15 protein-coding genes and 1 pseudogene are annotated in these 19,279 nt (G+C 56.2%); 13 read left to right on the forward strand and 3 right to left on the reverse strand.

The features are described from left to right. Positions 1–228: 228 nt before the first annotated feature. Genes VI25_RS13155 through VI25_RS13165 form a run of 3 tightly spaced genes read left to right on the forward strand, consistent with a single transcriptional unit; the run spans position 229 to position 2,259 of the window. Entirely contained in the window at positions 229–861 is a 633-nt protein-coding gene (locus VI25_RS13155; protein WP_045689235.1) for an RNA polymerase sigma factor, read from the forward strand. After that, entirely contained in the window at positions 848–1,144 is a 297-nt protein-coding gene (locus VI25_RS13160; protein WP_152981612.1) for a zf-HC2 domain-containing protein, read from the forward strand. Before VI25_RS13155 ends, VI25_RS13160 begins: the two co-directional genes overlap by 14 nt. After that, a complete protein-coding gene (locus VI25_RS13165) occupies positions 1,081–2,259 on the forward strand; it encodes a TonB family protein (RefSeq protein WP_152981613.1) in 1,179 nt (392 codons plus the stop codon). The genes VI25_RS13160 and VI25_RS13165 overlap by 64 nt, the downstream gene beginning before the upstream one ends. 138 nt (positions 2,260–2,397) lie before the next feature. Here VI25_RS13165 and VI25_RS24725 read toward each other — a convergent pair whose 3' ends face one another. Then, on the reverse strand, positions 2,398–2,646 hold the full coding sequence (locus VI25_RS24725; RefSeq protein ID WP_143437043.1) for a hypothetical protein: 249 nt from the start codon (positions 2,644–2,646) through the stop codon (positions 2,398–2,400). 195 nt (positions 2,647–2,841) lie between these two features. Here VI25_RS24725 and fumC point away from each other — a divergent pair. The 8 genes and pseudogenes from fumC to VI25_RS13210 all read left to right on the forward strand — a co-directional run bounded on the left by fumC (position 2,842) and on the right by VI25_RS13210 (position 12,280). Further along, positions 2,842–4,247 (forward strand): annotated as a pseudogene (gene fumC / locus VI25_RS13175) (class II fumarate hydratase). 116 nt (positions 4,248–4,363) lie between these two features. Then, positions 4,364–5,446: a DHH family phosphoesterase gene (locus tag VI25_RS13180; RefSeq protein WP_052695328.1), complete on the forward strand. Its 1,083-nt coding sequence runs from the start codon at positions 4,364–4,366 to the stop codon at positions 5,444–5,446. 70 nt (positions 5,447–5,516) lie between these two features. Beyond that, positions 5,517–6,116, forward strand: a complete 600-nt coding sequence (locus tag VI25_RS13185) for a GNAT family N-acetyltransferase (RefSeq protein WP_045689257.1) — start codon at positions 5,517–5,519, stop codon at positions 6,114–6,116. Continuing rightward, positions 6,109–6,510 (forward strand): diacylglycerol kinase family protein, encoded by a 402-nt coding sequence (locus VI25_RS13190; protein ID WP_236705050.1) that lies wholly within the window; start codon positions 6,109–6,111, stop codon positions 6,508–6,510. Before VI25_RS13185 ends, VI25_RS13190 begins: the two co-directional genes overlap by 8 nt. A 123-nt stretch (positions 6,511–6,633) precedes the next feature. Next, the gene (locus tag VI25_RS26930) at positions 6,634–7,110 is read left to right on the forward strand and encodes a DUF6970 domain-containing protein (protein ID WP_052695330.1); all 477 of its coding nucleotides are present in this window, start codon (positions 6,634–6,636) and stop codon (positions 7,108–7,110) included. Between the two features lie 75 nt (positions 7,111–7,185). Continuing rightward, a complete protein-coding gene (locus tag VI25_RS13200; RefSeq protein ID WP_045689240.1) occupies positions 7,186–7,689 on the forward strand; it encodes a DinB family protein in 504 nt (167 codons plus the stop codon). 103 nt (positions 7,690–7,792) lie between these two features. Beyond that, a complete protein-coding gene (locus tag VI25_RS13205) occupies positions 7,793–8,413 on the forward strand; it encodes a thioredoxin family protein (RefSeq protein ID WP_045689241.1) in 621 nt (206 codons plus the stop codon). Between the two features lie 903 nt (positions 8,414–9,316). Then, positions 9,317–12,280 carry an Ig-like domain-containing protein gene (locus VI25_RS13210; RefSeq protein ID WP_045689242.1) on the forward strand — a complete coding sequence of 988 codons (2,964 nt, stop codon included), beginning with the start codon at positions 9,317–9,319 and terminating at the stop codon, positions 12,278–12,280. A 102-nt stretch (positions 12,281–12,382) separates the two neighbouring features. Here the strand turns inward: VI25_RS13210 and VI25_RS13215 are convergent, their stop codons facing one another. Together VI25_RS13215 and VI25_RS13220 are read right to left on the reverse strand one after the other, a co-directional pair. Further along, positions 12,383–13,219, reverse strand: coding sequence for a DUF4382 domain-containing protein (locus VI25_RS13215; RefSeq protein WP_045689243.1), 837 nt, complete (start codon positions 13,217–13,219; stop codon positions 12,383–12,385). A 212-nt stretch (positions 13,220–13,431) separates the two neighbouring features. Beyond that, complete coding sequence (locus VI25_RS13220) at positions 13,432–16,521, reverse strand: AsmA-like C-terminal region-containing protein (protein WP_045689244.1); 3,090 nt, start codon at positions 16,519–16,521, stop codon at positions 13,432–13,434. 315 nt (positions 16,522–16,836) lie between these two features. Between VI25_RS13220 and VI25_RS13225 the strand changes: the two genes are divergently transcribed. Together VI25_RS13225 and VI25_RS13230 are read left to right on the forward strand one after the other, a co-directional pair. Further along, positions 16,837–17,850, forward strand: a complete 1,014-nt coding sequence (locus VI25_RS13225) for a PorP/SprF family type IX secretion system membrane protein (protein ID WP_052695331.1) — start codon at positions 16,837–16,839, stop codon at positions 17,848–17,850. A gap of 109 nt (positions 17,851–17,959) precedes the next feature. Then, complete coding sequence (locus VI25_RS13230) at positions 17,960–19,210, forward strand: SUMF1/EgtB/PvdO family nonheme iron enzyme (protein WP_045689245.1); 1,251 nt, start codon at positions 17,960–17,962, stop codon at positions 19,208–19,210. Positions 19,211–19,279 lie beyond the last annotated feature (69 nt).

Genomic DNA, 19,279 nt, shown 5'->3' on the forward strand with positions numbered 1-19,279 from the left:
TGCAACTACCGCTTGCCTGCGCCGCAGCCTGAGAAGATGCCTTACAGGCCGAATCCGGCTACCTTGGTAATTGGTCAGATGCTGAGCTAAGCTGAATTCCACACCGACTGAAAAAAATATTTTACAAGGATACCACTGCGGCCGACGCACTGGTTTGAGCGTGTTGAAGCACGTGCTTTTCCGCCGTTGAAGCCGTAGCTTGCACAGGTTCCCGCGCTGCATTCCGTCATGTTTTTTCGTCGTTCCCGTCCTGCGCCTGCTGCTGAGCTATCCGATGCGGAGCTGCTGCGGCGCTACCACGCCCAAGGCGATGTGCATGACTTAGGCGCGCTTTATGAGCGCCACATGACGGAAGTACTGGCCATCACAAGGCGCTACCTGCGCGACGAGGACGATGCCAAGGATGCTGTCATGCAACTGTTTGAGCAGTTGGTGAGTAAGTTGCGTCAGCACGAGGTAGAAAACTTTGCTCCGTGGCTACACGCTACTGCCCGCAACCACTGCCTAATGGCGTTGCGGGCCCGGCAGCGGGCTGGCCCCGCGGCCGGAGGGGCGCTGGTGGTTCACTTTCCGGATGCCGCCGGTATGGAATCGGTGGTGGCTCGGCATCTGGAAACAGACGACCCCGCCGAGGCCGACCTCCACGAACAGCAGCTTCAGCAGCTAGAACATGCCTTAGCTGAACTGCCACCCGGCCAGCGACAATGCCTGGAGCTGTTCTACCTCGAAAAGAAAAGCTACCGCGACATAGCCGACCTCACGAGCTTCGACCTGAACGCGGTAAAAAGCTACATCCAAAACGGCAAGCGCAACCTGCGCCGCCACCTTCAATCAACTGCTGCCTCCAATGCGTCCCCATAACCCCACTTCTGAGCTTATGCCTTCTGCCAGCCGGCACCTGCCGGTGGAAGTGCTGCGCCGTTACGTGGCCGGGACGCTCCCACCCGCTGAGCAGCACCACGTGGAGGCCCATGCCCTAGACTGCGCCCGGTGCGCCGATATTCTGGAAGGGTTGGAGCTGCAGCCCGCTGCCGTTACTGAGGCTAGTATGGGCGACCTGCGTAGCGTCTCGGGGCCCGTGTGGAGGAACTGGCTACTGAGTCGAAGCCTAAGCCAGCCCTGGGGCTGGCCTGGCAGCAGCTAGCGGCCGCCGCCGTTCTTTTACTTACCCTCGGGGCGGCTGTGGTGTGGTTTGCCCTGCTGCGCTTGGTTCCACTAAATACGGCCTCGCAGCCGGTAGCTGAGCAGCGGGAAGCAATTGCAACGGCTCCTATTCCATCGTCTGCTCCCGCACTGGTATTGCCAGAATCAGCGGCCAGTATTCCGGCAGTTGTGGCTGTTACGCCGGGCCCTGCTTCTGCTCCCCACGCTTTCGTGCTCCCGCGGCGCTCCGCCGGGCGCCTGAGCCGGACTCGCAAGCAGATGTCCGTGCAAGATGCTTCTGATCCTCAACCTGAATATATCGATACAGAAGAACTACGTAATTGTAGTGAGATAATGAGGATGAGCGCGCTGATGGACTCTGCCAATCCTACCTCGCCTGCTGAAGCCAAAGAGTATACCGTCGTCATCCCACCCGCCGCCATGCCCATAGCTGCTACCCCAGCAGCGGGGAAGCAAAAAATGGCGGCCGTAGCTTCGGCTGCGGCCCCGATGGTAGCGGGCACCAAGCTGGTGCAAGGGCGTATTACTGATAAAAGCTCGGGAGAAGGAATGGCTGGGGCTACCATCCTAGTTGAGGGCGCTACTACGGGCACCGTAACGGCGGCCGATGGGTCGTTTAGTCTGGTTGTGCCAGCTATGGCGAAACATCTAGTCGTTAGCTCCGTGGGGTATGCTACGCAGGCAGTGCCCGTTCCGGCAGAGCCTACTAGCCTCGCACTGGCATTAGCCCCCGACTCCCAGCAACTCAGTGAGGTAGTGGTAGTGCGCCGCGATGCACCGCCTGCCCCCATGGCGGTAGGAGCCATGCCGGCCGGTGGGTATGCCAGCCTCAAGAAGTACCTGCGCGACAGCCTCGACTACCCTGAGAAAGCCCTTGAAGACCGGCAGGAAGGCAACGTAAAGCTGCGCTTCGTGGTGGGCACCGATGGCAAAGTATCGGATATCAAAGTGGTGAAGAAGCTCTCGGAGGAGTGCGACGCTGAAGCCATCCGGCTGCTGCAGGAAGGCCCCGCATGGTTTCCGGCTATTCAAAACGGCCGCCGCACCAGCCGTACCGTTGAAATCAGTGTCCCCTTTAAGATAGAGGAGCGGTAGCCAGAACGCTTTCAGCCCTCTTTCTGACGATAAAGGAAACACGAAGCCCGGGTTCTTGCTACAAGAGCCCGGGCTTCGTGTTGTAGGACCTGTCTTGGTGAGAAGCAGACGCCTCACGCCTTACAGGGTAGTATATTGCTAGCCGCTGTAGCCGCCACCGCTTTCGGGTTCGGTGGCGCTGCCGCCGGGCTCTACCTCGCGGGGGAGCTCTGGTTCGGTTTTCACTTCTACGTGGCTATAGTCGGGGGCGCCGTTGCCAGCCACGGGTACGGGTGTTTCCTCGGTGGAGGAAGGAGTAGTGGTAGCGGCAGGCTGCGCGGTGGTTGGCTTTTCGGGTTGTACAGACAGGGCGTCCGATTCGGCGTCGAAAGAGTTCGTGGGGCTCATATCACGTGGGATTACAGGTTGAGCCTGGGTATACGGGGCCGAGCCGCCTGGGGCTGGGCCAAACTCGGGCAGAATTTTGGGGTAGCGGTGCGGGGCCGTACGGCGTTGTGTACTTTTGCCCCACCTCAGGCCCGTGACTACCTCACTGGGTACTGCCGTATCTGTCACCTCATCACCTTCTCACCCTCAAGGATCATGACCCAGTTCCGTCAGGAGAAAGACACCATGGGCACCGTGCAGGTGCCGGCCGACGCCTACTACGGCGCCCAGACCCAGCGCTCCATCGACAACTTCCAGATTGCCCAGGACATCAATAAGATGCCCAAGGAAATCATCCGCGCCTTCGCCTACCTGAAGAAAGCCGCTGCCCTCACCAACCGCGACGCCGGTGTGCTCGACGCTGAAAAGGCTGAACTGATTGGCCGTGTGTGCGACGAAATCCTGGAAGGCAAGCTCGATAAGGAGTTTCCGCTGGTGGTATGGCAAACCGGCTCGGGTACCCAGAGCAACATGAACGTGAACGAGGTAGTAGCCTACCGCGGCCACGTGCTCAACGGCGGGCAGCTTTCCGACGAGAAGAAGTTCCTGGCTCCCAACGACGACGTAAACAAGTCACAGAGCTCGAACGACACCTTTCCCACGGCCATGCACATTGCGGCCTACAAGATTCTGGTGGAAAACACCATTCCGGGCATTGAGAAGCTGCGCGACACGCTGAAGGCAAAGTCGGAGCAGTTCATGCACATCGTGAAAATTGGGCGTACCCACCTCATGGATGCTACCCCGCTCACGGTAGGGCAGGAGTTCAGCGGCTACGTTTCTCAGCTCGACCACGGCCTGCGCGCCATCAAGAATACCCTGGCTCACCTCTCTGAGCTGGCCCTGGGTGGCACGGCCGTTGGCACGGGCATCAATACGCCTCCCGGCTACTCCGAGAATGTAGCCAAGCACATTGCCGACCTGACCGGCCTGCCCTTCATCACGGCCGAAAACAAGTTTGAAGCCCTGGCTGCTCACGATGCCATTGTGGAAGCCCACGGTGCCCTAAAAACGGTAGCGGCCTCCCTGATGAAGATTGCCAACGACATTCGTCTGCTGGCTTCGGGGCCGCGTGCTGGCATCGGCGAGCTGCACATTCCTGACAATGAGCCCGGCTCCAGCATTATGCCTGGCAAAGTAAACCCCACCCAGTCGGAGGCCATGACCATGGTAGCGGCGCAGGTGATGGGCAACGACGTAGCCATCAACATCGGCGGCATGAACGGCCACTTCGAGCTAAACGTGTTTAAGCCCCTGATGATCTATAACTTCCTGCACTCCGCTCGCCTCATCGGCGACGTGTGCGTGTCGTTCAACGATAAGTGTGCGGCTGGTATCGAGCCTCTGGAAGCCAACATCAAGAAGCACGTAGATTCGTCGTTGATGCTGGTAACGGCCCTCAATCCCCACATCGGTACTACAAAGCCGCCGAAATTGCCCAAACGGCGCACAAGAATGGCTCTACTCTGAAGGAAACGGCTCTGCAACTGGGCTACCTCACTGAGGAGCAGTTCAACGAGTGGCTCAAGCCCGAAGACATGGTTGGCGAGATTAAGAAGTAACAAGAGTAGTACCTGGCTTTCCTTCTCACCAAGGGAAGAGCGCCTGGATATTGGTACTGGTTATCGTCAACATAACCTCTGTTGCTTAGTTTACGAACAACGGGCAGCCTGCTACCATGCGGGCTGCCCGTTTCATGCCCGCGTATCCGCAATTTGAGGCGCCCTTCCGAGCCTTTTTAAAGCAAGTGCCAGCCGGTGGCCGTATCGTTGTGTTTTGCCATTTCGATGCCGATGGACTAGCGGCGGGCGCCCTCTTTGGACGGGCGCTGAATCGAATTGACCCAAGCTGGGTGGTAGAAGTAGTGCCGTCGGGTAAGGGCGAAAACGCGTTTCTTACGCCGAGTGCGCACGAGCGGCTCCTGGCCCTCCAACCAGCCGCCCTTATTGTAACCGACTTAGGCGTGCATGCCCACGGCACGCTGGAGCAGTACGGAGTACCCGTGCTCTACGTCGACCACCACATTCCGGAAGGTAACCCACCAGCCGGCAGCACTGTGCTTACGGGGTACGGGCTGAACCCAGTGCCTTGCTCCGCCTGGCTTGCCTACGAGCTACTGGCCGCCGAAGCCGACGTCACCGATTTACAGTGGGTGGCGGCCATTGGCGTACTGTCAGACCTGGGCGACCAGGCAGCGTGGGCTCCGCTGGCCGCCGTGAAAAAGCAGCACACCGCCAAGTGGCTGAAGGAAGCGGTAGCCATGTGCAATGCCGCCCGCCGGGCCGGCGAGTTTGATTTGGGGCTACCGCTGCGCTACCTTCTCCACGACGATAATCCGCGCGGCTTAGCTCAGGATGAAAAGCTGGCTGGCTACCGCGCCGAGGTAGCGGCTGCCCTTGCCGCCGCCCGCAAGCTACCCCCAAAGTTTCCGCCCCAGGGCCCTGCTGCCGCCCCCGTTGCCATCGTCACCATCAATTCGCCCTGCCAAATTCATCCGCTGATTGCCCAGCAGTGGATTTCGCGCCTCTCCGACCGGGTAGTACTGTGCGCCAACCTGGGCTACCTACCCAATGGAATGGTGGCCATTTCGGGGCGGGCCGCTGGCAGCCTGCACATTCCGGACCTGTTGCGCGCCGCTTTTGCCAGAGTAGGTGCCACGCCGCCCAGCAATTTTGCCCACGGCCACCCGCAGGCCAGCGGTGGGCACCTTTCCGCCGCCGAGTACACCGTGCTGCTCCGAGGGCTGGGGTACGGTGATTAAGTAGCTGTCCGAAACACAACTACCGGTTTTTCGGGCATCTTTACGCGCACTTATGACGGGCTACCAGACTATGAATTTCACTGTCGACATCCAGCTTGAAAACGACCGGGCACTCCTGCGTCCTCTCACTGCCGCCGACGTAGATGAGCTAGAAAACCCAGCCGCCGACCCGGAAATCTGGCGCTACATGCTCAGCCGCGCCGATGACCGCGCGGGGGTAGAGGTATACGTGGCAGAGGCCCTGGCCGCCCGGGAGCAGAAGCGGCGCTACCCGTTCGTCATCATTCACAAGCAAACGGGACGCGTGGCTGGCAGTACGAGCTATTACAATGTGGTTGCTGAAGACGGACGCCTGAGTATTGGCTACACCTGGATTGGGCGCGACTTCCAGCGCACGGGCCTCAATCGGGCCGCCAAGCACCTGCTATTGCAGTATGCTTTCGACGAGCTGGGCTGCGAGCGGGTAGAACTGGAAACGGATGCCCGCAACCAGAAGTCGCAGAACGCAATGCGGCAGATGGGCGCCACTGAGGAAGGCACGTTGCGCAGCCACCGGCTCACGCAGGGCGGCATCCGGCGCGACACGGTCATTTTTAGCATCATTCGTTCTGAGTGGCCCGCGTTGCGGCAACGGGTATTCGGCGCATTCGACCAGCACGCCCGTGGCTGAACCTACCCCTCCACCACCCCGCCGGTTTCCGGCCCTCATGCGCCAACGGGCGGCCAGCTTTGGCTACGCGTTTCAGGGAGTAGTGGCAGCCTTGCGCACCGAAGTGCACCTCTGGTTTCATGCCGCGGCCACGTTAGTGGTCATTGGGCTGGGCCTGTATTTCGGGCTGGCTCGGTGGGAGTGGGCCGCAGTAGCTTTGGCCGTGGGAGCCGTGTGGTGCGCCGAGCTAGTAAACACCGCCATTGAAGCCGTGGTAAACTTAGTGTCGCCGGAATATCACCCACTGGCGGGGCGAGCCAAGGATGTAGCCGCCGGGGCCGTGCTGATGATGGCCTTGGCTGCATTGGTAGTGGGCCTTCTGATTTTTGGGCCGCGCGTGTGGGCGCTTTTTTAGCTTCTACTGTTGGCATGCATACCGATGAGCCAACTCCGCTCGGTAGACTGCGTAACCAGGGTTTGTGTGCATATTTGCCGCCCCTATGCCCCGAGGCGACGGGAAACTCTACCCACCTTACCCATGCGTCTGCCTTTACTCCTGGCTGCCCCCGTCGTAGCCCTGCTGCTGCACACCACTGCTTGCCAGCGCAGTGTAGCCGTAACTACGCCCACCGACGCACCCCAAACGGGACTGGCCGGCAGCAATGTTTCCACTCCTTTTCCTACTAGTACCAACACGGTAGAGCCATCTCCCCAAGCCGCTCCCGCCGACTTCGACGAGAAGAAACGGCCGCAATGGTTGCAGGCGCGCATTGAGGAGCATCTCAAGGAGAAAAAGCAAAACCCGCCTATTCAAATCATGAGTTACCAGTACAAAGGCAACACGGTGTACTTTGAATCGGCGCCCTGCTGCGACCAGTTTACAACCCTTTACGATGCCAGCGGCAAGGTGCTCTGCCACCCCGACGGTGGCCTAACTGGCCGCGGCGACGGTAACTGCGCCGACTTTGCTAAAACCCGAACCGAGGAGCGCCTTGTGTGGCAAGACCCCCGCTAACCTGTTTCTTTGACGAGAAGGAAGGGTAGCTCGCCTCGGCAGTTCACCCGGTCCTCCCTCATATTCTTTTTTCCTATGATCAACACCATTGAAAAGTTGGGCGCCTACACCGTGTGGGCCAACGAAACCCTGCTCAACCACCTCGACAGCTTAGTTGCCGGCGGAGCTACCATTCCAAGTAGCGCCCTGCGGCTGTTTAGTCACGTACTCAATGCGCAAGCCATTTGGCTGGGCCGCATGACCAGTACCCCCAGCCCCGTGAAAGTGTGGCAGGAGCATGACCTGGCCACCCTGCACCACTGGCACGAGCAGACCTCGGAGCGGTTTCACCAGTATGGTATTGATGCCGACGATGCCGAAATGCTGCGCCTGATTACGTATACCAACTCCATTGGGGAGGGCTACACCAGCCAAGTGTCCGACATTCTGACCCACGTACCCGTGCACGGCAATTACCACCGGGCCCAGGTAGCGCGCGACTTGCGTCTCAACGGCTTGGAGCCTATCAATACCGACTTCATCACCTATTGCCGCGAGCTTTCGGCAAAGGCAGAGGCGGCCGATGCGCCTAGCTTGTAGGCAGGGAGCTGCTAGAAAAATAGAAACCCTTTTCGGTTGAGTCGTTGGCCACCGAAAAGGGTTTTTCGTTGTTATACGACTGCTACCTATTTAGCTACCACTCATGCCCAACACTTCTTTACCCCCCGTGCTAACGCCCGAGCACCTTGCTGGTGCTTATTCCTACGCCTCCTACCGCCAGCTGATCGACGAGCTTATGGCCGAAGGTAAGACTACCGGTACTACCCAAACGGAGGCCCTAACGGCGTATGCCCGCCTGAACATCCAGCGCATGGAGCGCCTTGATGCGAAAGCGCAACTACTACCGGAGCTTCAGGACGCACTCGGTAAAATCACCCAAACCTACGAGTGGGTAATCCTTACGGAAGGCTGGTGCGGCGATGCTGCGCAGATTGTGCCCGTACTGGAAAAGATAGCCCAAGCCAGCAACGGCCGCATACGCACCTACTACCTCCTGCGCGACGAAAATCTGGACCTGATGGACCGCTACCTGACCAATGGAAGCCGGTCCATTCCCAAATTAGTAGTGCTAAACGCCGACCTACTCACGGAGGTAACTAACTGGGGCCCGCGCCCAGCATTAGCGCAAGATTTGTTTTTGGAGATGAAAGCCGCTGGTGCCACGCACGAGGAGTTTGCCGAGAAGCTCCACGGGTGGTATGCCAAGGACAAAACCGTTGCTACGCAGCATGAACTGCTAACCATTCTGCACGGATTGGCTTAGTTTGCCTGCGAGGTAGGTCAACCTAGCGCTTAACATGCAAGACCCAGTTTCAGCCTCCACACAGCTTTAGCTTGTGTGGGGGCTGTGTGTTTATAAGAAAAGATAAAATAAGAATAGTTATACAAATAAAGAAGGCGCACCACCTCTTCTATAGGCGTATTGAGCCTTTTACGGTACCGCATGTTGCAAACGTGTTTCCCATTTTGAAACACAAAAGGGCGTACTTGTATTATTTGCTCTAATAATTAGATGATATGCTAATCAAATCGAGAGTATGGAGAAAGATTAATAATTAAATCATCGGGAGTAAAGTCAGAACAACGAATAATCATACCCGACCCGCTATTTTTGACTCCTATACCTAGATGATAAATCAGTCATCTATGGTCATGACTCTGCTCTTTCACTCTAACCATTTATATGAAAACACTTTTCCGCTCAGGGCTACCTATGCTGTTTTGGCTGGTATTAAGTCCCATTATTCTACTTGCCCAACCGACAATTTCTACGAGCGGGCGTAGCGTAGTTATAAGCAGTAGCGCAGGTAGAACAGGAGTCACGCTGCCTACCATCTCTCAGTCTAATAATAGGTCTAATCAGAGATATATAATCACAGTCTATAACTCTAATAATACAACAGGAGATTTATACCTAAGAAATGGCAATAATGAATTGAGTACTATTAACAATACTACGAATCCATATGATGGCCAAGGACAAGTAGTAGAGATTTCTCCTTCTCCACAATTAGATTTTATTCCAAGAGCAGCCGGTACTGTTACGTTCAGGTTCAGATCCGCAGACAACAGTAATAATGGACGTGACCCTGCATACTCAACTGAAGTTACTTTTACGATTACGGTAAGCACGCCTCCTACGGCTACCGATATTCAGACGGCTGCTATGCCTAGCAGCGCGGGTTCCACTAGTATCACTGCTTTAACTGCCACGGCAGCTACGGGCAACACAATTACTCAGTACTCGCTGAAAAGCGTGCCTGGTGGCGGTACGCTCTATTTAAATACTACTGCTGTTGCGGCGGCGCGTACGTTTACCCCTGAGGAGGCTGGGCAGTTGAAGTTTGACCCTTCTGGGACTGCTTCAGGCAACTTCACCTTTACTTACACTGCTACCAACAACGACGGTCTAGAATCAAACACGGCTACGTACACGATTCCGGTGGCAAACGTACCGCCGCAGGTGACCAGTGACGTGGCTACTACTGCGTATAATACCGTTGCCAGCCTAAACGTGTTGAGTAATGATACTGATAGGGATGGTAGCATTAATGCCAGTACGGTTGATCTGAACCCAGACCAGGACGACATCCAAACAGAGCGAGTGGTGGCGGGGCAGGGCACCTTTAGAGTTTCCCCGCAGGGTATCGTGACGTTTACGCCGGCGAATAACTACGTGGGCACCAGCATCATTAACTATACAGTGCGCGACAACCTGGGAGTAACTTCGGACCAGGCCACCATTCGCGTCACAGTAGTAGGCGTCACGGCGGCCTATGATGACAGCAATGAAGTAGAAAAGGGTATTGAGGCGAAGGGTAACGTGATTCTCAACGATGCGGACCCCCGGAACACAGGATTCGATGTAACCCTGGTCACAGATGTTAAGAACGGTAAGCTTACCCTCAATCCTAATGGATCGTACACGTACGTGCCGAATTCTCCCTTCACTGGTACCGACAGCTTTGTGTACCGTGCCTGTGATAAACCTACTACCGGTACTGCCCAGTGTGATGAGGCTACGGTATACCTGAATGTGTATGACCCAGCCGTGCAGTGTATCGCCGCCACTGGTCCCAACCTGCTAGTGAACCCAAGCTTTACTGATGGCAACGTTGGGTTTAATACCAACTACACCTATAAGGCAAACGACCCGAATTCTACAACCGAACTAAACCCGGAAAATACGTATGCCGTGGGAAGTGATGCTAGTCAGTATCACGGCAACTTCCGAGGCAACGGCCTTACTGGAACTGGCGATAATTTCCTGATGATTAATGCCACCTCGGCCATCCGGACGCTCTACTCCCAAACCTTCCGGGTACAGCCCAACCGCTACTACACGTTCTCGGCTCACTTCAACAACTTAATCCCGACTACTTCCAATATTCCAGATCCAGTAGTAGGCTTCGTGATTAATGGGGCATCTACATCGAGCACGATTTCCGTACCCGAAAACCCCGACAGCTGGGTGAAGTTTACGGACGTGTGGTACTCAGGCGACAACACGACGGCAACGTTTGAAATTCGCAACCTGACGCTGGATGCCAACGGCAACGACGTGGGCATCGACGAGTTGTACTTTGGTACCTGCAACGCTATACCAGTAGCCAACCCCACCGCTACAACGGCTATTGCCAGCAATGCTAGCCGCACGACTATTGCCGCCATGGATGCTGCCGACTCCGACGGCCAGATTGCATCCTTCACCATTGTAACGCTGCCCTCTTCTTCTACCGGTACGCTGTTTGTGAATGGTGCAGCGGCCACAGAAGGACAAAAACTGACTCCCGAGCAAAACGACCAGTTAAGCTTCGCGCCCACTAGCGTTAACGGCAACACAACGTTTACCTTCTACGCCACTGATAATACTGGTTCAGTAAGTAACACGGCTGTTTACACCATCCCAGTTGGCAACACGGCACCGCTGGCCCAAAATATAACCTCTGCTTCCGTATCGAACACGGCTGCTACCACGGCCATCAGCGCCCTGCAGGCTACCGACTCCGATGGTCAGATTACTTCCTACACCATCACATCGGTGCCTAATGCTACGGCTGGTACGCTCTACGTGAACGGTACGGCCTTGACCACTGGTGTGCCTCTAACCATTCCGGCGACTCAAGCCAATACGATTGCGTATGATCCATCGGGCAAGATGGCTGGTAACGTGAACTTCCAGTACTACGCTACCGACAACCAAGGCAACACGTCGAATACGGCAACCTACACGGTGCAGATTGGTAACGAGATGCCCGTAGCGCAAAACCGGACCACTACGCCCATGCGAAATACGGCTGGCGCCACGGCCATCACGCCCCTAGCAGCTACGGATAGCGACGGTACTATTACGTCGTTTACAGTGACGTCCTTACCCGCAAAAGCCGCCGGGGTCCTCCGCCTCAATGGCGTGGATATTACCACTGGTCAAACCCTGCTTCCAGAGCAAGTAAATGAGCTAACCTTCGATCCAGAGCCATCAGCAACGGGCACCCTCACGTTCCGGTACACGGCTACCGATAACCTGGGTGGCGTTTCGGCCCCGGCTACCTACAGCATTCCGTTGGGTGGGCCCTTACCTGTTAATTTGGTTAGCTTCGAGGCCGCGGCAGCAGATGGCAATACGCGCCTGACGTGGCGTACCGCTCAGGAAATTGACCACGACTACTTCGAGGTAGAGCGGAGCTTTACCGGTACTGCGTTTACAAGTGTAGGCAAGGTGCGCAGCCGCCAAGCTTCCACGGCGGGCAGCTCTTACCAGTTTACGGATGCACGCGCTGCCTACCAAGGATATTCGACTGCCTACTACCGCCTCAAGCAAGTAGATACCGACGGTAGCTCCGTGTACAGCCGCGTGCAAACTGTACACTTCAGTGCTATGCAGGAAAACGTTTCCTTCGCCATCGTGCCTAATCCCGCTACCACCAAAGCGGGCCTGGATTTGCGGGCCCTCCCCGCGGGTACATACCACGTGGTGGTGGTAGATGCTACTGGCCGCACAGTACACAGTGCCTCGTACGCGGCCGGTGAGGTAGAACCTCTGGCCGTGCACAACTGGCCTGCCGGCATTTACACCGTAGTAGCTCGCCAAGGCAAGCTGAAATATGTACAACGCCTGGTAAAGCACTAAGCTCGCGTTGCGCTACCAAAGAAATCCCTTGCCAATTTTGGCAAGGGATTTTTCTTTGGTTAAAAGGTACTAAGCGGGCCGCATCCAAGTGAGGCCCGCCTTTTACTGTAGGCGAATAGAACCTAGCTCCGTTACCTTATCATTGGTCACCGTAACGTTGGGCTGTACTACGCTGCGGTAGGCTGCCTGCCCAGTGGGTGCAGTGATAGTAGGGAACAGCTCTACACGGTACGTGCCCGAGGGAAGATTACTAAGCTGGAAGTTGCCCGAAGCATCGGCCGCCGTGCTGAAGGTATCAGGAACGGTGATGGATGAGCGGATAGCTAGGACTTGGGGCATGGCCGCAGCAGGAGTAGCCGTACCCCGCAGACCACCCCGTAAGTCCTGCGCTACTACCCGGATAACCGGCTTGAGTAGGTACCGCTCCTTTTTGTCGTTGCCAGGCTTCCAGTTGCCGCGCTCTACAATGGAACGGGCTACGTCAAAGTCGAGTAGCAGCTGGTACGTCTCGCGCTCCTGCAACGACACGTTGTCTAGCTTGAGCTTCACCCCAGACGACTGACCACTTGGCGTTTTCAGGTCGTAGCGCTGACCATCGCGCCCGATTAGGTAGCTGTCAGGACCCAGTAGCAGGCGAATCTCCCTGATGTCGCCGGGCTCAAAGTCGGTGCTCACCAGCAAGGCCGATTTGCCATTCACGTATTCCAGTACGTTGATGGTTTGGGCTTGGAAGGGGAGCAACTGCCAGCCATCGGGGCTGCTAGCATCTTGCAGGTGCACTTCAATCTGGCGCACATCAAGCACCACGCGACTATAGTCGCCGGGGGCGTCCATGAGGCGTACTTCTAGCTTGCTTTGCTGGTTGGCGTCGTTGTCTTTGCTACAAGAGGCCGTCATGACGGCTAGGGCAGCCAGGGGGAGGTAACGTAAAAAGTTCATAAAAGGGAGTGAGTGGGAGGGGAATGCAGCGCAATACCTGAAGCGTCAGCATTGGCCATAACGCAATAAGTAGGCCAGTTGCTGAGTTATTTGTATTTGCAAAATGTAATATACTTGATTTTGTTATATACAGTACAACCCAATAAAAGGCCCCTGCTTTCTAGTGAAGCAGGGGCCTTTTATTGGGTTGCAAATCTTGAAGTATGCCTAAGTTAGTTGCCTGCTTTGGTGGTATCTGCTTTGGGGGTTTCGGTGGGCGCTTCTTCTACCTTGGGAGCAGTAACTGCTTTCTTGCGGCCCCCACCCAACAGACTGTTGAGTCCTTGTGCTGCTTTTTCGCGTAGGCGGGCTTCTGCTTCCATGCGCTTTTTCTCCAACTCCTGCTGGGCTTTAGCTTGGAACTCTTGCTGCTTACGCTGCAACTCCCGCTGCACGCTATCCTGCGCTACCTTGGCTTGGGCCTGTAACTTAAGCTTGGCGTCGTCTACTTTGGCCTGTACAATGTTGCTTACTAGATCTTTGGCCTGCGCTTTTACGCTGCCAGTAGTCAGCTTCACTTGCGGGTTAGCTACCGTGCCACCGATGTTCAGTCCCAGCGTTACGCGGTCGGTACCTTGCAGATTGGAAACACCCGTGAGGCGGGTCAACTGGCTGTTAAGCTGGTTGCCAAGCTTGCCAGTGGGCACGTTCAAGGCCGTCACGTACTCCAGGTTGCCGGTGCTCACGTTATTAGAGCCACCCACCGTCATTTTAATCTGGCCCACATTCAAATCAAACGGCTTCACAATGAAGTTGCCGTTGATGATTTCGGCGGCAACATCCTTGTTATCTACGGCGAACTTCTTCAGCTCCTGAAACTGCGTGAGCGTGCTAATCTTGGTAAGCACTGCTGAGTTGGCCACAGCCGCCCGCACTACCTCAAACAGGCCCTTGCCAGTGAGGGTGCTGTACTTGGGCATCATATCAGGACCCATTTCTCCGCTCACGTTAAAATTAGTAGAGAAGATACCTTCTAGGCTGCTTGCCAGTGGTACTAGCGTCTTCACGGAGTTAAAGGCCGCAAAGGCGTTCTGGAAGTTGAGGTTCTTGATGTTCAGGCCCAAGTTGAACTTGGGGTGCGCCAAGTCTTTGCTGCTATAGCTGCCAGTAGTAGCAAAGGTGCCGCCCAGGGTGTTGAAGGTGAGGTCGTTTAGCAACGCCGTTTGGTCGCGCACGGTCACGGTGCCCTGCATGTTGTCGAGCTTGAGGTTGTCGTACACTACCTGCTTGACGTGGGTGTTCAGCACCAGGTCGAACTCCTTGGGGATCTGTAGAACTCCGTCGGCCTTGGTAGTGGTGGTGGGCGCCTTGGTAGCCGCTACGGCACCGGCCGTGGGCTTCTGCGATACCTCATCTACCATCCACTCGTTCACATTAAAACGGTTGCTGTTCACCGTGAGGTTGCCCCGCAAAGGTTGACCCGGCACGAATAGGTAGCCCATGTAGTTGCTGATGGTGCCCGAGGCAGCAATATCGGAGGAGCCCACAAAACCGGCCATGTTCTGCACTACTATCTTATCATTGTTGAAGGTAGCAGTGGCCTGGGCCACCTTCATGCCCTGAGGCAGATCGGGGCTTTTGTAGGTGACATTTTGCGCTTTCACCGTGCCCGAGGCCACCACGGTCTGGTAGCGGCCGGCTTCAATATCGGCCATGTTTCCTTTGGCGGCCACGTTACCGCTGAGGCGGCCCGTTACCGTCATACCTTCCAGCGGGAAGATTTTGGTGAGCTTTGTTAAGTCTACCACGCCCTTCACGTCGGTGTCGAAGCGCAGCTTGTCTACGCCTTGGGTAGCCACGCGGCCCTCCAGTGGCTCGCCGTCCAGCAGCATCCGAAACCGGGGGATGTCTACGCGAGTATCATTGAGCTGGCCCGTGGGGTTGGTGACGGTACCATTCAGCGTCAGGTTTTCAATGGGCGCCGGAAACTGCTTCGACTTTACGTAGCCGTTGGTGAGGTTCATTTTGGCTTGCACCACGGGCATCTGCGTGCTAGAGTAGGTGCCCTTAGCGGTGCCGTCCACAAACAGCTTGCCGCGGAGCAATAGGTCTTGCACCGGGTACACTTTCATCATTTCGGCCAAGTCCACGTTGGCTTTCACGCGGCCATCTACTTTCATGGGCTCCAGGCCATCAATGGCTACGTTGCCATCAATAGGGTTGCTGCCCAGGTCGAGGTGAAATTGCTTCACGTTCACTTTCAAGTTGTTGGTGAAGCCCGAGGGGTTGTCCACGGCCATGTCCACGTTGATGTTGCGGGCCGCCTGTGGTAATTGAGGGTAGTGAAACATGCCATTTTTCACTTGCAAGTTCACGCCGTAGCCGGGCATCTTCACCTCGTTTTGCACGCCTTTAAAGTAGCCGTCAAAGGCTACTTTACCCGTAGCTTCCATGTTCTTGAACTGCTCGGTGTAGGCGCCGGGCACCAAACTCAGAATGTTCTTGAAATCGGTTTCTAGTGCTTTGAAGGTCAGGTCGTACGTAATGTCGGTAGCGTTGGGCAGACCAATGGTGCCTTGAAAGGTGGCTGGAAAATCGTTCAGCCTCACCTTGTTGTCTTTGAATGTAAACAGCATCTTGCTCAGGTCCATGGCAAGGGTTACATCGGCGTCCAGCTTCTTCTTCGTGATGTACTCGGTACCGGCGTACTGCATGGAAAGCTGCTCGGCGGTGGTTTGGCTTACCATGTCAAACACGTTCTGCTCAAAATCGCCGGAGCCCGTGTGGTTCACGCCGCGCATCTGCATGGCAAAGGGAATGGTTAGGTCCTCGTAGCGCAGGTGTCCCTGGTTTATCTGCCAGCCTTTGATAGCCAAGCTCACCGCCGTGGTATCCTGCCCCTGGGCCGCTGCCGCCGAATCAGACACGAACACGTCCCAGTTGGCGCGTCCGCTTTTCAGTACCCGCAGGCTTAAGTCGGGCTGCTCAAGGGTGACGTTCTTAATCTTGATTTGGTCGCCGCTGATTACGCTCATCAAGTCCAGGCCCACATCAAGCCGGGGGAGGTAGGCCAAGGTGTCGCGGGAAAAGGAATCTTGGCCGATGATGCGCAGCTGATCCAGGCGAAGCGACAAGTTAGGGAAGGTGCTAAGCAGTGTGACGTCCACGTTGCCGGGGTCGTACTCCACCTTGGCCCGCACGCGCTGGGCCAGTTGCTTATCAAACTCCTGCCTGATTTTATCCTTAAATAGGAAGGGCGCCGCGGCCAGAGCCACTACCACCACGACCACGAAAATCAGTAGCCCAATGAGAATCTTACGCATAATTGTGAGGAGAAAAGAAAAGGAGCGTGATGAGTCGGCGGCTCGTGCCAGGGTGCTGCCCCGGTGCCGGGCGCAGGTAGCGGCTAGGATACTCGTGTAAAGCAGCTACTTGGCGAGGCAAACACGTTGCCAGGATGCTCGCAAAAGTAGAACGGAAACCTACCTTGCTGGGCAAATACTCCCAACAATGGTAGGAGCGGCGCTTATGGAAAACAAACTGTTCAGATGTAGGAGGAAAAATTTGCTGCTTTTAGTTCCGTCTGCTACTGCCACCTTGCACCAAAGTCCCGGCATTGGGCGTTAAGAAACCTGCTTATGTGCTTACGCCTACCCCACTCATCATTCCGTTTTGCGCGCCCAAGCAGCTGGCTCGCGCTAGGAGCCCTTGCTAGCCTTGGGGTACATAGTGCTGCCCAGGCACAGGACTTATACTTTGCGCAGCCTTATGCCAACCGGATGTATCAGAATCCGGCCTACGCTGGCCTACTCGACGATTATAGCATCACACTCAGTTACCGCAACCAGTTTCCGACCCTAGCCGGCACGTTTCAGACCAGCCAACTAGCCGCCGACTACCGCCTGCGCGATCCTAGGAGTGCCGTTGGTGTTCTGATAAACTATGACCGCACGGGCGGCATTGGCTATACCCGGTTGCAAGCGGGCGGGGTCTACGCCTACCATGCCCGCCTGACCGAACAGCTGGCCTTGAGCGGCGGCGCATCGATAAGCTATGGCCTGCAACGCGTGAGCTATGGCAACCTCATCTTCGGCGACCAGCTCACCGACGACGGCGTAGTTGGCTCGCAGAGCCTGGAGGTGCGCGACTATCAACCTGTGCACTACTTTACTGCGGGCGTTGGGGGGGTGCTATACGCTGAGCGTTTCTGGCTGGGGGCTTCCGTACACCACATCAACCAGCCCGATCTGGGCTTTATAACCCAGTCCACTTTACCTATGCGTCTGAATTTGCATGGGGGGTATAAATACTACTTTCTTAAGTCTAGCGTTAAGGGAGAGTCGCGCGAAGTAAGTGTTGCGCCCACGGCTTCCTATACCTACCAAGGAGGGTCGCAGCGGGCGGAGGCTGGGTTGTACTTCACGACGACGCCTATCACAGTGGGAGCAGTGTACCGGGGCATCCCGTTGCCGGGATCTAACCATCCCCAACAAGTACTTACGGCTATTGCCGGTGTTAGCGTAGGAAGTTTTCGGCTCGGTTATAGCTACGACATGAGTCTCAGTCAGTTTAGCGCCGATGTAGGAGGGGCGCATGAAATTTCTTTGAGCTCCGGGAGTTTGATGCACTGGAGGCCGCGTGGCGCCGGTTAAAGCGCCGAAATTACCCGTTGGTTCCTTGCCCCGCCTTTTGAAAATTTGTATTATTGCACCCGACTTGCCTTGTCTAAAACGTTTTCTCACAGGTAGTTTCTACTTCATCATGAATTTTTCCAAGTACCTGCGCTTTGCTGTAGTAGGCGCCTGCGCGCTAGCAGCCTGCAAAGGCGGCCCGCCCACAGCCACGAAACCCGGTAAGTACAGCTCGACGACGGGCATTGAGTACAACACCGAGGAAGGGATGAAGGTAGCTGACTACCAAGGCATCCCGGAGGGTCCTGGTCTGGTCTTCATTGAGGGTGGCCGCACAGTGCTGGGCTCTCAGGAAGAGGACGTAACCATGAGCCACGACAACATTGAGCGGACGGTAACCCTGGCCTCGTTCTACATGGACGAAGCGGAGGTAGCCAACATTCACTGGCTCGAGTATTTGCACTTTGTGCGTAAAGACTCTGCTGAGGAGTTCTATCAGTCGGCCCTACCCGACACCACAGTGTGGGCCCGCGAGTTGTCATTCAACGACCCCTACGTAGACTACTACCTGCGCTACCCCGGCTTCCGCTACTTCCCCGTTGTAGGCGTGAGCTGGTTGCAAGCAAACGACTATTGCACCTGGCGTACGGCCAAAGTAAATGAGCGCCTAGCCGGTGACGCCGATGATAGTGGTAGCAGCGGTGGCGGTGGTCTGTTCGGCCGCAAGAAAAATAAAGGTGCTGCTGCCGAAGGAACTTCCGAAGACGGCGGTGCAACCAAAATTGCTATTGAGAACGGCAACACCCTGCCGAACTACCGCCTGCCCACGGAGGCAGAATGGGAATACGCTGCTCAGGCACTCGTTGGTACCCAGGAAACTGGCAACGAGAACCAGGAAAACAAGCGCATTTACCCTTGGGATGGTCGTCAGGTGCGTAACCCCTACGGTGGTAAGATGGGCCAGTTCCTCGCTAACTTCAAGCGCGGCCGCGGTGACTACGCCGGTATTGCTGGTTCACTGAACGACGGTGCTATGATTACGGAGTACATTTACTCCTACCCACCAAACGACTACGGCCTGTACAACATGGCTGGCAACGTAAATGAATGGGTACAGGACATCTACCGTCCGCTGTCGTTTGAAGATGTAGAAGACCTGAACCCCTTCCGTCGTAACGGCTTCTTGGACCCCTCCGAGCGCTACGACAAGAAAGGCTACCAGTCCCTCATCGACGACCACGTGCGCGTGTATAAAGGAGGCTCTTGGCGCGACGTAGCTTACTGGCTCTCGCCCGGTACGCGGCGCTTCATGGCGGAAGACTCAGCCACGGCTACCATTGGTTTCCGTTGCGCAATGATCAACGCTGGCTCGAACCGATAGTCTAGTTCGTGTAGAAAAACAAAGAGGCCGTTCTCCTTGAGAGAGCGGCCTCTTTGTTTTGGCGGCGGT

This window comes from Hymenobacter sp. AT01-02 (genome assembly GCF_000961955.2).
In the GTDB taxonomy this organism is placed as follows: Bacteria; Bacteroidota; Bacteroidia; order Cytophagales; family Hymenobacteraceae; genus Hymenobacter; species Hymenobacter mucosus.